At 62.4% G+C, this 15,405-nt stretch carries 14 protein-coding genes; 7 read left to right on the forward strand and 7 right to left on the reverse strand.

Annotated elements, in window-relative coordinates:
- Positions 1-66 precede the first annotated feature (66 nt).
- Positions 67-1,566, forward strand: coding sequence for a replicative DNA helicase (locus B7H23_RS14275; protein ID WP_094078109.1), 1,500 nt, complete (start codon positions 67-69; stop codon positions 1,564-1,566).
- Positions 1,567-1,579: 13 nt separating this feature from the next.
- Positions 1,580-2,677, forward strand: coding sequence for an alanine racemase (alr, locus tag B7H23_RS14280; RefSeq protein ID WP_240535123.1), 1,098 nt, complete (start codon positions 1,580-1,582; stop codon positions 2,675-2,677).
- On the opposite strand, the gene B7H23_RS14285 is transcribed toward alr, so the two are convergent.
- Entirely contained in the window at positions 2,668-3,114 is a 447-nt protein-coding gene (locus tag B7H23_RS14285) for a YbaN family protein (protein ID WP_240535124.1), read from the reverse strand. The two genes, alr and B7H23_RS14285, sit on opposite strands and share 10 nt — an antisense overlap.
- 102 nt (positions 3,115-3,216) lie before the next feature.
- Between B7H23_RS14285 and radA the strand changes: the two genes are divergently transcribed.
- The 4 genes from radA to B7H23_RS14305 all read left to right on the forward strand — a co-directional run bounded on the left by radA (position 3,217) and on the right by B7H23_RS14305 (position 7,541).
- On the forward strand, positions 3,217-4,614 hold the full coding sequence (gene radA / locus B7H23_RS14290) for a DNA repair protein RadA (protein WP_094078416.1): 1,398 nt from the start codon (positions 3,217-3,219) through the stop codon (positions 4,612-4,614).
- A gap of 74 nt (positions 4,615-4,688) precedes the next feature.
- Positions 4,689-5,240, forward strand: coding sequence for a CvpA family protein (locus B7H23_RS14295; protein WP_094078112.1), 552 nt, complete (start codon positions 4,689-4,691; stop codon positions 5,238-5,240).
- 64 nt (positions 5,241-5,304) lie between these two features.
- Positions 5,305-6,774: an amidophosphoribosyltransferase gene (gene purF / locus B7H23_RS14300; protein WP_162787182.1), complete on the forward strand. Its 1,470-nt coding sequence runs from the start codon at positions 5,305-5,307 to the stop codon at positions 6,772-6,774.
- Between the two features lie 8 nt (positions 6,775-6,782).
- Positions 6,783-7,541, forward strand: coding sequence for an SDR family NAD(P)-dependent oxidoreductase (locus B7H23_RS14305; protein WP_094078113.1), 759 nt, complete (start codon positions 6,783-6,785; stop codon positions 7,539-7,541).
- On the opposite strand, the gene pssA is transcribed toward B7H23_RS14305, so the two are convergent.
- Positions 7,538-8,422 carry a CDP-diacylglycerol--serine O-phosphatidyltransferase gene (gene pssA, locus B7H23_RS14310; RefSeq protein ID WP_094078114.1) on the reverse strand — a complete coding sequence of 295 codons (885 nt, stop codon included), beginning with the start codon at positions 8,420-8,422 and terminating at the stop codon, positions 7,538-7,540. The two genes, B7H23_RS14305 and pssA, sit on opposite strands and share 4 nt — an antisense overlap.
- A 9-nt stretch (positions 8,423-8,431) precedes the next feature.
- Complete coding sequence (locus B7H23_RS14315; RefSeq protein ID WP_094078115.1) at positions 8,432-9,130, reverse strand: phosphatidylserine decarboxylase; 699 nt, start codon at positions 9,128-9,130, stop codon at positions 8,432-8,434.
- A gap of 154 nt (positions 9,131-9,284) precedes the next feature.
- On the opposite strand from B7H23_RS14315, the gene B7H23_RS14320 reads away from it, so the two are divergent.
- On the forward strand, positions 9,285-9,761 hold the full coding sequence (locus B7H23_RS14320; protein ID WP_094078116.1) for a hemerythrin domain-containing protein: 477 nt from the start codon (positions 9,285-9,287) through the stop codon (positions 9,759-9,761).
- A 63-nt stretch (positions 9,762-9,824) separates the two neighbouring features.
- On the opposite strand, the gene B7H23_RS14325 is transcribed toward B7H23_RS14320, so the two are convergent.
- From B7H23_RS14325 to B7H23_RS14340, 4 genes are all read right to left on the reverse strand, one after another.
- The gene (locus B7H23_RS14325; RefSeq protein ID WP_094078117.1) at positions 9,825-10,259 is read right to left on the reverse strand and encodes a potassium channel family protein; all 435 of its coding nucleotides are present in this window, start codon (positions 10,257-10,259) and stop codon (positions 9,825-9,827) included.
- Between the two features lie 96 nt (positions 10,260-10,355).
- Positions 10,356-12,236 carry an ABCB family ABC transporter ATP-binding protein/permease gene (locus B7H23_RS14330; RefSeq protein WP_094078118.1) on the reverse strand — a complete coding sequence of 627 codons (1,881 nt, stop codon included), beginning with the start codon at positions 12,234-12,236 and terminating at the stop codon, positions 10,356-10,358.
- Positions 12,233-12,568 (reverse strand): ArsR/SmtB family transcription factor, encoded by a 336-nt coding sequence (locus tag B7H23_RS14335; RefSeq protein ID WP_240535126.1) that lies wholly within the window; start codon positions 12,566-12,568, stop codon positions 12,233-12,235. The genes B7H23_RS14330 and B7H23_RS14335 overlap by 4 nt, the downstream gene beginning before the upstream one ends.
- Positions 12,569-12,637: 69 nt before the next feature.
- Positions 12,638-15,400 (reverse strand): hypothetical protein, encoded by a 2,763-nt coding sequence (locus B7H23_RS14340; RefSeq protein WP_094078119.1) that lies wholly within the window; start codon positions 15,398-15,400, stop codon positions 12,638-12,640.
- Positions 15,401-15,405 lie beyond the last annotated feature (5 nt).

Raw genomic sequence — 15,405 nt, forward strand, 5'->3', positions numbered from 1 at the left:
TGCTAGACGACTCACCTCCGATCGGAGAGAATCGACAACTTACGTGACGAGTAGGAGAAACGACCGATGGCCGAAGCGGCGCGGCATCTTCAGCCTGTGGACGGCGGCGGAGCCGATGGCGGTTACCGCCAGGCGCCGAACAATATCGAAGCCGAGCAGGCGCTGCTGGGCGCCGTTATGGTCAACAACGACGCCTTCTACCGCGTCTCCGACTTTTTGAAGCCCGTCCATTTTCACGATCCGCTTCATCGCAAGATCTACGAGGTGGCCGGCGAACTGATCCGCATGGGCAAGAGCGCCAATCCGGTGACGCTGAAAACGTTTCTGCCCGCCGATCAGACCGTTGGCGAGATGACTGTCAACCAGTATCTTGCCCGACTTGCGGCCGAAGCCGTCACCATCATCAACGCCGAGGATTACGGGCGCGGCATCTACGATCTGGCCACACGGCGGGCCCTGATCGGCATTGGCGAGGAGATGGTCAATGTGGCCTTCGACGCGCCAGTCGACGCACCGCCGCAACAGCAGATCGAGGACGCGGAACGGCGGCTGTTCGAACTGGCCGAGACCGGGCGCTACGATGGCGGTTTCGAAGCCTTTTCCGATGCGCTGGCAAGCGCCATCGACATGGCCGGCGCGGCCTATCAGCGAGACGGGCATCTATCCGGCATTTCCACCGGCTTCATCGACATCGACCGAAAGCTCGGCGGCCTGCAACCGTCCGACCTCGTGATCCTGGCCGGGCGTCCCGCAATGGGCAAAACCACGCTCGCCACCAATATCGCCCACAATGTCGCCGCCGCTTATGAGCCGGCACCGCAGGCGGATGGTTCGGTCAAACCGGCGCAGGGCGGCGTGGTCGGCTTTTTCAGTCTGGAAATGAGCGCCGAACAGCTGGCCACGCGTATCATCTCCGAGCAGGCGCGCATCTCGTCGTCCAAGATTCGGCGCGGCGAGATCACGGAGGCCGATTTCGACAAGCTCATCGCCTGTTCGCAAATGATGCAGCGGACACCGCTCTTCATCGACCAGACCGGCGGCATCTCCATTGCCGCCCTTGCTGCCAGAGCCCGTCGGCTGAAACGGCAGCGTGGTCTCGATGTCATCGTGATCGACTATCTTCAGCTGATGCAGGGCTCCAGCAAGAGCCAGGGCAACCGGGTGCAGGAACTGACCGAAATCACAACCGGGCTGAAAGCGCTCGCCAAGGAGCTGAACACGCCCATCATCGCGCTTTCCCAGCTGTCGCGTCAGGTGGAATCGCGCGACGACAAGCGCCCGCAACTCTCCGATCTCCGCGAATCCGGCTCGATCGAGCAGGACGCCGACGTGGTGCTGTTCGTCTATCGCGACGAATATTACCTGCAGAACCGCGAACCCGAATTCGGCACGCCGGAACATGAGGAATGGCAGCAGAAATTCGACCGCGTGCGCGGCAAGGCGGAACTGATCATCGCCAAGCAGCGCCATGGCCCGACAGGTACGGTCGATCTGGCATTCGAGGGCGAGTTCACGAAATTCTCCGATCTGGCGGATGACGACCGGCTGCCGGAACGGTTCGAATAGCGAACATCGGAGCGTGCCCTTCCCCGCCGAGATACCCGATCTGGAAGGCACCCGCCTCGTCATCGACCGTTCGGCGATCCGCCGAAACTGGCAGACATTGCGGGACTGCGCACCCGGAAGCGAATGCGCCGCGGTCGTCAAAGCCGACGCCTATGGTCTCGGACTAAGCGAGATCGTTCCGCATCTGCCCGAATGCCGGATCTTCTTCGTCGCCACGCCGCAGGAAGGGCTCGCACTTCGCCCGACCCGTCCAGACGCGACGATCTACGTTCTTTCCGGTCCATGGAGCGCCGCCGTTGCTACGGCCATGGCCGAGGCGAAGCTTCGTCCTGTCATCAATACGCATGAGCAGTTGAAGCGTTGGAGCGAGACCGGGCAGCCTTTCGCGCTCCATTTCGACACCGGTATGAACCGGCTGGGCTTTTCGATCCAAGATGCCGGGAGACTGGCCGGATCGAGCGGTCCTGATCTGGTTCTGAGCCATTTGGCATGCGCCGACGAGCCGGAGCATCCCGCCAATACCGAACAGAGAAAACGATTCAACGCGATCCGCGAACACTTTGAAGATGTTCCGCTTTCTTTGGCCAATTCCGCCGGCGTCTTTCTTGGCTCCGACTATCACTACGACCTGACCCGACCCGGCATTGCGCTTTATGGCGGATCGGCCGGACCGAGAATGACGGGTATCGAACGTGTCGTGGATCTGACAGCGCGGATCATTCAGGTTCGTCAGGCCCGAAGGGGCGAACATGTCTCCTACGGCCAGACACACCGCCTGACCCGCAACAGCCGTCTCGCCGTGGCCGCCATCGGTTATGCGGACGGTTATTTTCGCTCCGGTTCCGGCAGCGGCGTGCCGCTGCGCGATGCCCTGCCCGATGGCGCAATGGCAGCTATCGATGGCGTCGCTGCGCCGCTTATCGGCCGCACGACGATGGACCTCAGCATTTTCGACGTCACCGACCTGCCCCCGGGTTGCTGCAAAGAAGGCGACTGGCTTGAGATTATTGGGACCACGATTTCTCTGGAAGACATCGCCCGGCGTACCGGTACGATCGGCTACGAGGTGCTGACTGCCCTCGGCCAGCGACATCGGCGGAGCTATATCTGATCGTCGGACGGCAGCGTGAGCCGGTTGCCATGGGGCCGTGTCCAGATGAAGAGAAGGACGCAAAGCAATGTCAGCCCCTGAACGGCCAGGAGCCTGATATCCAGATCCATCACGATCGACAGGGCGAAGACGGCGGCGATGGAAACCGTCGCCAGTCGCTTGGCGCGCAATGAAATAGCGCCTTCGCGCCGCCAGTCCGCGATGGGCGGACCGAAACGCGGATGGGCGACCAGCCAGTCATGCAGGCGCGGAGACGAGCGGGCAAAGCAGAACGCCGCCAGAATCAAGAAAGGCACGGTCGGCAGAAGCGGCAATACGACGCCTACGAGGCCGAACGCCAAGGCCAGCAATCCCGCACATCTCCAGAACCAGCGCATCCGCCCTCGCCTCACCAAAAACCGGACCGTCAGACCCAATTTAACAATGCTATCTGCCATGCAGCGTCGGCTTTTCAACACGCGACAGAAAAGTCCGCATATCCGGACTGGCGAAACGCGCTCCGTTCGGCTATGAACGAAAGAGGAACATTCGAGGGATTCATGGCTCGTCAGAAGATCAGCTTCATTTGTGCGCAATGCGGCACGACCCATACGCGCTGGCAGGGCAAATGCGACGGTTGCGGCGAATGGAACACGCTGGCCGAGGAGCAGGCCGGAGGCGGTGTTGGCGGCGGGCATCAACGCGCGCCCAAAAAGGGCCGACCGGTCGAACTGGTCCCGCTCGATGGCGAACAGGAACAGGCGCCGCGCATTCAGACGGGAATCGACGAACTGGACCGGGTGACCGGCGGTGGGTTCGTGCGTGGATCCGCCCTCCTTCTCGGTGGCGATCCGGGGATCGGCAAGTCCACCCTTCTGATGCAGGCGGCGGCGGCGCTCGCGCGGCGCAAGCACCGCGTCATCTACGTATCCGGCGAAGAGGCGACGGGCCAGGTACGGCTGCGGGCGCATCGCCTCGGGGCCGCCGACAGCGAAGTCATGCTGGCCGCCGAGACAAATGTGGAAAACATTCTGGCGACGCTGGCGGATGGCCCGCGACCCGATTTCGTCATTCTGGATTCGGTCCAGACGCTCTGGACGGACAGTGTGGAAAGCGCGCCCGGCACAGTCACGCAGGTGCGCGCAAGCGCCTCGGCCATGATTCGCTACGCCAAACAGAGCGGCGCGGCCATCGTGCTGGTCGGTCATGTCACCAAGGATGGGCAGATTGCCGGACCCCGCGTTGTCGAACACATGGTCGACGGCGTTCTTTATTTTGAAGGCGATGGCGGGCAGGCCTACCGGATCCTCCGAACCGTGAAGAACCGCTTCGGCGCGACCGACGAGATCGGCGTGTTCGCCATGGGCGATCGCGGTCTTGCCGAAGTGCCAAACCCCTCGGAACTGTTTCTTGGAGAACGCAAAGGCAATACGCCCGGCGCGGCGGTCTTTGCCGGAATGGAAGGCAGCCGACCGCTTCTGGTGGAAATCCAGGCGCTTGTCGCGCCCTCGCCGTTGGGCACGCCCCGCCGCTCGGTGATCGGCTGGGACAGCGGTCGGCTTTCCATGATCCTGGCCGTGCTCGAAGCGCATTGCGGCGTCCGCTTCTCCCAGCACGACGTCTATCTGAATGTCGCCGGTGGTTACCGCATCAGCGAACCGGCGGCCGACATGGCTGCGGCGGCGGCCCTCGTCTCCTCACTGGCCGGACTTGCTCTGCCTGCCGATTGCGTCTATTTCGGCGAAATCAGTCTCTCCGGGGCGGTGCGGCCGGTCGGCCATTCCGTTCAACGGTTGAAAGAGGCGCGCAAGCTGGGTTTTGAAAGGGCTGTCCTTCCGGCGGGGACCGAAGAGATCGGAAATCAGGCGTTGCGGCTCTCGCAGCCCGAAACGCTGGTCGATCTGGTCGCTTCCATCGCGGGATCGTCGCCAATTTCGGCACGTGAGGAAGCCGCGTAACCTGTCGGCCTTGATGCGGTCACGGTTGCGATGCTGAAGAGAGCGGCCGAAACAAAGACAGATAGACGGGTAACATGACGCTTCTGGACGGCATCTTTATCGTATTCACGCTGGTTTCGGCGTTGCTTGCCATGGTTCGTGGCTTTTCCCGCGAGGTCCTGTCGATCGTCTCGTGGCTGGTGGCTGGCCTCGCCGCCTGGATCGCCTATCCGCTCCTGTCGCCCTATCTGGTCGAACCGCTCGGCAAACAGCTTTACGCCGATCTGGCAGCGGCTGCGATCATCTTTCTGATCGTGCTCGTTATCGTGACCGTCATCACCATGCGGATCGCCGATTTCATCATCGACAGCCGGGCCGGTGCTCTGGATCGGACCCTCGGCTTCATCTATGGCGCGGCGCGCGGCGTGGTTGTTGCAGCCGTCGCTCTGCTTTTCTTTCAATGGCTCGTTGCCGGCAATCCGCCGGAATGGGTCGTCAACGCCAAAAGCCGGGCCATTCTCGATCCGGTCGGCGAAGAGATCGCGGCCCTTCTGCCAGAAGATCCGGAGCGTGATCTTTTCGATCGCTTTTTGAACGATGACGAGGCGGATCCCGCTCCTGCCGATGGCGAAACATCCGGCAATTGATGGCGGTCAGCGGCTCCCGGCGCTTTCTCCGGGCCAACGCGACAGAAAAAGGCGGGATGGCACGATGACAGGCATGCAGGAATGGGACGGCCTGGACAGCGAGGCGGACGCGTTTCGCGACGAATGCGGCGTGTTCGGCATTTACGGCCGGCAGGACGCCGCGCCGATCGTGACGCTCGGCCTTCACGCCTTGCAGCATCGTGGGCAAGAGGCCGCCGGCATCGTCTCGTTCGACGGCGCGCAATTCCATGTCGAGCGGCATATCGGACTGATCGGCGACACGTTCACCAAGCCGAGCGTGATGGACCGCCTGCCGGGCCATCGCGCCATCGGGCACACCCGCTATTCGACGACTGGCGAATCGAGCCTCCGAAACGTGCAGCCGCTGTTTGCGGAACTGGCCGATGGTGGCTTCGCCGTGGCGCATAACGGCAATATCACCAATGCGATGACCATCCAGCGTGTGTTGCAAAAACGCGGCGCGATCATCTCGTCGACCTCCGACACCGAAGCGCTGCTGCATCTCGTCGCCACGAGCGAAAAAACCAATTTCAACGACCGATTCGTCGATGCTGTCCGGCAGCTCGAGGGTGCGTTCTCGCTGGTGGCTCTTTCTTCAAAGAAGATGATCGGTTGCCGCGACCCTCTGGGCATTCGTCCGCTCGTCCTTGGCGATTTGGACGGGTCCTACATCTTGGCGTCCGAAAGCTGCGCGCTCGATATTATCGGTGCGCGCTATGTTCGCGACATCAAGCCCGGCGAAATGGTCGTGATCACGGAAAGAGGCATTCAAAGCCATTTCCCGTTCGACAGCGTCGACAGCCGTTTCTGTATCTTCGAGTATGTGTATTTCGCACGCCCGGATTCCGTTATTGAAGGGCGCGACGTCTACGCCATCCGCAAGAATATCGGCGTGGAACTGGCGCGCGAAGAAGCGATCGAAGCGGATATGGTGGTGCCGGTTCCCGATAGTGGCACGCCCGCCGCGATCGGATACGCGCAGGAAGCGAACCTGCCTTTCGAACTGGGCATCATCCGCAACCATTATGTAGGCCGCACCTTCATCCAGCCGGGCGATTCCATCCGCCATATGGGCGTTAAGCTGAAGCACAACGCCAATCGCCGCACCATCGAGGGCAAGCGTGTGGTGCTGGTCGACGATTCCATCGTGCGCGGGACGACCAGCCAGAAGATCGTTCAGATGGTGCGCGATGCCGGCGCCAAAGAGGTGCATATGCGCATTGCTTCGCCGCCGACCCGCGCTTCCTGTTTCTATGGCGTCGATACGCCGGAGACCGCCAAGCTGCTGGCCAGCCGAATGTCCGTGGAGGAGATGGCGGACTTCATTCGCGTCGACAGCCTGGCATTTCTTTCGACCGACGGGCTCTACCGCGCCGTCGGCGAAGAGGGGCGCCACGACGACAAGCCGCAATTCTGCGACGCCTGTTTCACCCGCGAATATCCAACGCCGCTGACCGATCTGGTCGGCGCCGACAATGTTCGCCGCCTCTCCGTCCTGTCATCGAAGGGCTAGAGCCTGTCATGAGCGATCTGATCGGAACGAGCCCGGATCTCACAGGGCGTGTGACCCTGGTCACGGGCGCCTCGCGTGGCATCGGCTATTTTCTGGCAAAGGAGCTCGCTGGGTGCGGTGCGCACGTCGTCGCCGTGGCGCGAACCGTAGGCGGGCTGGAAGAGCTCGACGATGAGATCAAAGGTGCCGGCGGCAGCGCCACGCTCGTGCCGCTCGATCTGACCGACATGGCCGGCATCGACAGGCTCGGCGGCGCTATTCACGAGCGCTGGGGCAAGCTCGACGTTCTGGTCGCCAATGCCGGGGTGCTCGGCACCATCTCTCCTATCGGCCATGTCGAGGCGAAGGTTTTCGAAAAGGTCATGGCGGTCAACGTCACGAGCCAGTGGCGACTGATACGCTCCGTCGATCCGCTTCTGCGCCTCTCCGATGCCGGGCGCGCCATTCTGATGAGCTCCGGCGCCGCCTCTTCTGCGAAAGCCTATTGGGGGCCCTACGCCGCATCCAAGGCGGCGCTCGAGGCGCTGGGTCGCTCATGGGCTCATGAAACGCAGAATATGAGTGTGCGGGTCAATATGGTGAACCCCGGCGCGACACGGACAGCCATGCGCGCTCAGGCCATGCCGGGTGAAGACCCGAATACTCTGCCGCATCCTTCTGAGATCGCGCGTCGCCTTCTCTTTCTGGCGTCACCCGATCTACAGGTCACGGGCAAGCGCTTCGAAGCGCAGGAACAGCACTTCGTCGATCTGCCTGCCCCCGGCTAGAGCGACACATCCTCATTGATCGTTTCGCGGCGCCGGTCAGCCTGCGCTTCATCGTCTGTGGGGTCGGTTCCGTTCTGCGCCTGCCAGGCCTTGAGCCGCAAATTATAGCGATAGGCGGAGATCGGTATCGATGCCAGCAGCAGCACAGAAGCGATCACGAGCGTCACGAAAGTGTAGAAGTATAGCAACATCGCGAAGATGACGACGGTCAGAAGGATCGGCACCACTGCATCGCGCGGCACTTTCGCGCCAAGGGCCTTGCCCGACCAGACCGGCAGGCGGCTGACCATCAGGATGGCGATAAGAAGCGCGTAGGCCGTCGTCAGAACGGCCAAGGTCTGGCTGGGCTCCACGCCGAGAACGCCCAGATAGACCGGTACCAGCAACAGCACTGCGGCAGAGGGCGCCGGCACGCCAACGAAATATTCGCCCTGCCAGGGCGCCCGGCCCGGATTCTCGCTCATCACGTTGAAGCGCGCCAATCTCAGCCCACAGGCGACCGCGAAGATCAGCGCTGCGATCCAGCCGAACGGCTTGGTCAGATGAAGCAGGTCGCTATAGAGAAGAATTGCCGGCACCACGCCGAAATTGACGATGTCCGCCAGCGAATCCATCTGCGCGCCGAACCGGCTCGTCGCTTTGAGCATTCGCGCCAGCCGACCGTCGATCCCGTCGAGGACGGCGGCCACGAGAACGAGATAGACGGCGCGCTCCATATCGCCTTCGATCGCAAAGCGCATACCGGTCAGACCGAAACAGAGCGCCAGCACGGTCACCAGATTCGGCCAAATCAACCGAAGAGGAATTTCCCGCAAGCGCGGGCCACGATCGGACGAGGCTGGCTTGTCTTGAGCGGGCTGCGGGTTGGGCGCGGGTTCCATAGACCGATCCTACCGCCGAACCGCATGGGCTGCATCCTGCCGTTCGTCGAAGACGGCGAGAACCGTTTCGCCGGAAATGGCCGTCTGGCCTGTTGCGACACGCGGCACGGCCCCTTCCGGCAAATAGACGTCGACACGGCTGCCAAAGCGGATCATGCCGAACCGCTCGCCCGCCATCAGCGCTTCGCCTTCCTCCGCCCAGCAGAGAATACGCCGCGCCACGAGGCCTGCGATCTGAACACAGCCGATCGAACCGTGCGGGCCGTCGATCACGAGGCCGTTGCGTTCGTTTTCACGGCTGGCCTTGTCGAGATCGGCGTTGAGGAATTTGCCGGGCGTATAGGCAATGCGGGAAATGCGGCCGCGCATCGGCGCGCGGTTCACATGGCAGGAGAACACATCCATGAAAACGGAGATTCGCAGCATCGGATCGGTGCCGAGCATCAGCTCTTCCGGCGGAACGGCCGGACCGACCGCGGACACTTCGCCATCCGCAGGCGAAATGACCAGCCCGTCATCGACCGGCACGTAGCGATCCGGATCGCGGAAGAAATAAGCGCACCAGGCGGTCAGCGCCAGACCAATCCAGAACAGGCCGGACCACACAAAACCGAGCAGGACAGACGCCGCGAGGAAGGCCGCGATGAACGGATAACCTTCCGGTCGAACCGGCACCAGCGTCTTGCGTATGGTATCCGTCAAACTCATCGATCGCTCCCGGAGGCTTCACGCGGCAAATGCGCCGTGCGGATCACATAAGTCACCGCGCCTGCATTGCAAAGCGCTTGTCGTCGTTCCTCCACCCTTTGCCTTGGACGGAGCCGCTCTAACTCGGACTCGTTATCATAGAAGGGTTCGTTCCATGACCGATATTTACGAAGCGATCAAAGCCGACCACGACAAGCACCGCGCTCTACTGGATTCGATCGAGAAGACCAGCGGCGACAGCGACGACCGGCGCCAGGCGTGGGAAGAATTCTACTACGAGGTGAAAAGTCACGCTGCCGCCGAAGAGGAAACCTTCTATTCGCAGCTTATCGCCGATCCCGATGGGCAGGACGATGCCCGCCATTCGGTCTCCGAACACAAGGAGCTCGATGATCTGATGGAAGAGCTCAACACTGTCGACATGAGTTCGCCGGCCTGGCTGCAGAAATTCAAGCAGCTTCGCCATGATTACGAGCACCATATCGACGAAGAAGAAGACGAGATCTTCGCCAAGGCGAAAGAGGTGTTCTCCAACGAGGAAGCGGAGAGATTCGCCCCGCGTTTCGAGGAGCGAAAGACGGCCGAACGCAAGCTTGTCGATGAAAAAGCCGAGCAATCGCTCGACGAATGAGCGGCTATTGCCGCCGTGGCCTCGATGCGCCCGTCGCATTGGCGGGCGCTTTCCATTGCGGGTTCAGAAATGGACGCCCAGACGGAATGGCCCATGCCGTGTGGATGCCGCCACCAGATAAGCGGTGGACCAGCCGATCAGCAGAAACCCGTTAATGCCTTCGAGGGAGCCAAGAAGTCGCCACTCTTCACCCAGCACCATGTCGCCGTAGCCCAGGGTGGAAAAGGTGGTGGTTGAGAAATAGAGCGCCGCCTCGAAGGTCTCGCTGACGCCGATCGTCAAATAGACCGCAGCCCACAGCCACACCTCGACCGTATGGATCGCAAACAGGCCGAGCACGATGAAGAGCATGGCGCTCGTTCGCCCGAAGCGGCGCTGGTGAAACGGCAGCCAGCGTAGAATTGCGGTCATGGAGCGCGTCAGCACGATCAGTCCCACCGTGTGGATCAGCACCGTTCCGGCGATGACTGCCGTTCCGAGCGAGAGAGTGGCCAGCATTTTCCGTCTTCCCTGAACCGTCTAATCGATGGAGGACCAGACCCCTATCACTGCCAGATGCCACCACATGTCCACAAGATCGCAGCAGGCGCACCGTCAGTGTGCGGGCGACTTCCGAACGATCACGCCCATCTCGTCCTTCTCCTGCGCGCGGCGCAGCCGCTCTTCTGCCTCGCTGGCTTCCTGCTGGCGGTTCCACATATCGGCGTACAGGCCGCCTTGCGACATGAGGTCACGGTGGGTGCCGCGTTCGGCGATCCGCCCGTCGCGCAGTACGATGATCTCGTCCGCATCGACGATTGTCGAAAGCCGGTGTGCGATGATCAGCGTGGTGCGATCCTTCGACACCATATCGAGCGAGGTCTGGATCTCCTGCTCGGTATGGGTGTCGAGCGCGCTGGTCGCCTCGTCGAGGATAAGGATCGGCGGGCTCTTCAGAATGGTTCGGGCGATGGCGACGCGTTGCTTCTCACCGCCGGAGAGCTTCAGGCCACGTTCGCCGACCATCGTGTCGAACCCGTCCGGCAGGCCGCGAACGAAGTCCGCGATCTGCGCCAGTTCGGCGGCGCGGACGACTTCGGCCTCCGTTGCCGCAATGCGCCCGTAACGGATGTTGTAGGCAATGGTGTCGTTGAAGAGAACCGTGTCCTGCGGCACCATGCCGACCGCTGCACGCAGGCTGCGCTGGGTCACGTCGCGAATATCCTGACCGTCGATGGTGATCGCCCCAGACTGGATATCGTAGAAGCGGTAGAGCAGACGGCTGATCGTGCTTTTGCCGGCACCCGACGGTCCCACAATGGCGATGGTCCGGCCTGCCGGTACCTCGAAGCTGATGCCCTGCAGGATCGGCCGGTTGGCGTCATAAGCGAAATGCACATCGTCGAAGCGGATCGCGCCGTTCTGAACCTCCAAAGGGGTGGCATCGGGCGCATCGGTAATCTCTTCCGTGACGTCCATCAGGCCGAACATCTGCTCCAGATCAGCCAGGCCCTGGCGAATTTCGCGATAGACGAAGCCGATGAAGTTGAGCGGCACAGCCAGTTGCATCAGGATCGTGTTGATGAAGACGAAATCGCCGACGCTTTGGGTGCCCTCACGCACGGCAAGCGCGCTCATGACCATGACAACCGCCATGCCGATGCCGAAAATCAGCGCCTGGCCGAAATTGAGCCATCCGAGCGAGGTCCAGATACGCGTAGCGGCGACCTCATAGCGCGCCATGGAGCGGTCGAACCGGGCCGCCTCCATATCCTCATTGCCGAAATATTTGACGGTCTCGAAATTCAGCAGACTGTCGATGGCCTTGGTGTTCGCATCGTTGTCGGAATCGTTCATGTCGCGGCGGATTGCGATCCGCCAGTCGGAGGCGCGAACGGTGAACCATGTATAGGCGCAGATGGTCAGGCCGATCACCACGACATACCAGACGCCATAGGCCAAGCCGAAAATAGCGGCCACGATGGCGAATTCCAGAATGGTCGGCAGTGTGTTCAGAATGGTGAAGCGGACGATGGTCTCGATGCCCTTGGTGCCGCGCTCGATAATACGCGACAGCCCGCCCGTCCGCCGTTCCAGATGGTAGCGCAGGGACAGTTTGTGCATGTGGACGAAAGTCTTGTAGGCCAGTTGCCGGACCGCGTGCTGGCCGACGCGGGCAAACAGGGCATCGCGCAACTGGTTGAACCCCTGCTGGGCGATCCGCGCAATATTGTAGCCGAGCACGAGCGCTACGGGACCGGCCACTGCGAGCGGCAGCCAACCGGGCGCGCCATCGCCATCGGCGGCCAGTTCATCGGTCGCCCATTTGAAGAAATAAGGCACGGCGATCAGAACCAGCTTGGCGATGACCAGAAAGACCGTGGCCCAAGCCACCCGCCATTTCAGGTCGGCGCGATCTGACGGCCACATATAGGGCCACAGATTTTTCAGCGTCTGGAGGGTCGATCCGCGATCGGCCGATACGGTCGTGCTCATTCAGTAGCGCTTTCTGTTTTGTTCGCCAGCGACGCCGTCGTTCCGGAGGGAGCAAGGTCGATGATCGCCGCGCCAGTTTGGCGCAGCACATCGGCGGCCGTGTCGGACAGGCGATACTGGCTTGCCGTGCCGGCATGCCGGCGCTCGATCAGCCCCGCTTCGAGAAGAACGCGCAGATGCTGCGATGTCGTGCTTTGGGCCAATCCGGTCAGATCGGTCATCTCACCGCAACAGGCGCAGTCGCACCCGCACAGCTGACGGAGAATCTCCAGGCGGGCGGGATGCGCCAACGCCGCCAGTGTCTTGCTGATATCGGCGATCGCTGATCCCATCTTCATCGTCTTTATACGATGAAGATGGGATTGCAAACCATCGGTCGACTTTGCGACCGAGAGGTCGTCTTACTTGTCGGTGTCCGAAATCAACCGCGATCCGAGCCCGTCGAGATCGGCAGTGCGTCCATCCGGCCCTTCCTCCGGAAGGCGAAGACGCATTCCGGCTCGCAGATCGTCCGGGCGGACAACTTTTCCCGTCTCGACATTGACGAAGTCGGCGTCTTTCGCGTCCGGCCCGTAGAGGCGGCGGGAGAGCGAACGGACCGTATCGCCGGGACGCACCTCGAAGACGGGAGGCATCGCGGGCAACATCACATCGGGCTCCGCTTCCGCACTATCCAGACGGTCGCCGTCTTCCGTATCGGTCGCGACCCCTGACGAAGCATCCGAGGAGGCCGGATCTGCCGCTTCGTCCGCTGCGTCGTTTCGATCGATCGCCGACGCGGCGTCGGATGAGGGCGCCTCCGCATCGGCCATGTCGGTCTCAGCCGCGTTCGATTCTGTATCCTGCGCCGCCGCCCCTTCGGGTTCATCTGCTTCTTCATCGGCCATCATGCCACGCAGGGCACTGCCGGCGCGTTCCACGGCGGACCGCGCGCGTTCGAAGGCCGAATCGGACGCAGCCGGATCGTCCTCGCCGGAAGCGGTTTCCGCGCTCATAGCGTCAGCGGTGCTATCGTCGGCCGCGCGGCCGTCCTCACCGCCCATTTGCGAATCGGAAGACAATGCCGTTTCCGGCTGTTGGTTCTCGCGGGCTGCAGAGGCCGAACTTTCATCCGTGTCGGCCGTATCCGAAGGTGCCGTTTCGCCGCCCGGACCATCTTCCGAAGAGGTCGCCGGATCCATCGGTTCAGATGGTTCGGTTTCCGCCGGCGTCTCGTCCGTTGTTGCGGCAGGGGACGCATCATCAGCACCTTTCCCCGCCGGTGTCTGCTTCGCGGTCACCGCCTCTTCCTGCAACGGAGCTGGCGCGGGTGTCTCGTCCGGGTCCGTTGCCTGTGTTTCCTCCGGCACTGGGGCGGTGGCTTCGCTTTCGCGGTCGGCCTTCGCGCCATCGGACGCATTGACCATGACTTCCGCGGCATCGGAGGCCGTCCGGTTCGCCATTTCGGGATCAGTGGAGGGCAGTTCCGCAATGGCGGTCATCCGTTCGCCGGCAGTCCGCTCGAACGAGGAAACGAGCGTCTGCTCGACCGCGCCCCCCTCATCGAGCATCTCGATACGAAGCGGCACCTTGCCGACAGGAATTTCAGCCTCGACCTCCATGAGGAAGCGGCCGCTCTCATTGACCTGGACCTCTCCGATCTCCGTCTCGCCGACAAAAACACGCAACCGTGTCTGCGGCGCGGCGGAGCCGGTCACGAAGACCGAACCACCGTCGATTTCGACAGCCTCCACCAGAGGGGTCGCCGGTGAGGACATCGCTTCGGCCGGTTCATCAGTTGTTTCCGCGGGCGTCGTCACCGGCTCGGCTGTTTTGTTCTGCGCCCCATCCTCGGCGGTCGCGGCCGTATCCGCCGAAGCCATATCCGTCGACTGCGACGGGGTCAGCGTCTCATCGGGCACCGGTTGTTCCGCTGGCATGCTCTCCGAGACGGACACCTCGGTGCCGGATGCCTCTTCGTCCTTCTCTTCGCTGGCGACCGGGGCGTCTTCAATTTCCGTAGGCCGATCGGCATCGGTTGCAGGCGCATTATCGGCACTGTCCGTTGGGGTCGTGTCGGCGGCCTCAATATCCGCCGGAGCAACTGCAACCTCTTCACTATCCACTTCGGAACTGTCGGGCGACATCGTCGATTGCTGTTCGTCAGCCGCGCCAGCGGTGTCGGAGCCCTCGGTCGACGACCGATCCGCATCACCTTCGCGCGGGTCTGCTCCAGCAAGGTCGCCTTCGACCGCCGCGTTCACATCGGGCGCTGGCGAAACATCCCGCCGACCGGTCGCCGCCTCTTCCTCCTGTGTCGAGGCCGGCTCGGACCCGGCATCAGATGCCGCCGCAATTTCAGCGTTGGCACCGACATTGTCACCGGGCGTTTGGCCGTCATCAGGAACAGTCGCAGGCGGATCAGATAGATCGGGCTTAGCCAGGACATCGCGGCTTTCGTCCGTGATGCTGTTCGTCGCCTCCGCCCGCCATGCACCGTCGGTCTCTTCGGGCACGTTCACAACGGTTGTTTCCGGCGAAACGACCAGCGTGCCGCCTTCCGTCTGCGAGCGCAACGTCAGGCTGGTCTCACCATCCGTCATCGGCTTGTCGGTCTCGATCGAAAAACGACCATCGGCATCGGCATCGCCCGTGGCGAGAACCGCGTCGCCGGCCAGCAATTCCACCGGCGTCTCGGCCGGTGCGCTGCCCGATACGACGATGCGACCGTCATCTTGGGGCGCAATCGCCTCGAATGCGAAACCCTCAATGATGTCGGAGTCGCCATCGCTCGTCGAGGCCACTTCCTGTTTGTCCGAAGCCTCAGCGGGTTTGTCGGGTGATTCGCCGTCCGTCGCTGCGCGGCCCGCATCGGCGCTGGTGTCGACGACGGGCCCGGCATCGGCGAGAACTGTCGTATCGTTCCCCGGCTCCGCAGCCTTGTCCTGTTGCGCCGATCCCGCCTCGTCATCACCGTCAGGCGTGGCGGCGGCGCCAGCGCCTTCCTCGTCAGAAACCCCGTTTTTCTGGGTATCCAGGGCGATTTCTTCGCCACTGAGAAGCTGGCGCAGCGTATTCTGGCTCAGCAGGTCGCCGATCTTCCGGTCTGTCGAAACGGCCGTTAGCCATACCGCCCCGAGAAAGCCAATGGCAAACAAGACAATGGCAAAGAGTAGCCGGCCCATCGATT

This window comes from Notoacmeibacter marinus, assembly GCF_002238045.1.
Taxonomy (GTDB): Bacteria; Pseudomonadota; Alphaproteobacteria; order Rhizobiales; family Rhizobiaceae; genus Notoacmeibacter; species Notoacmeibacter marinus.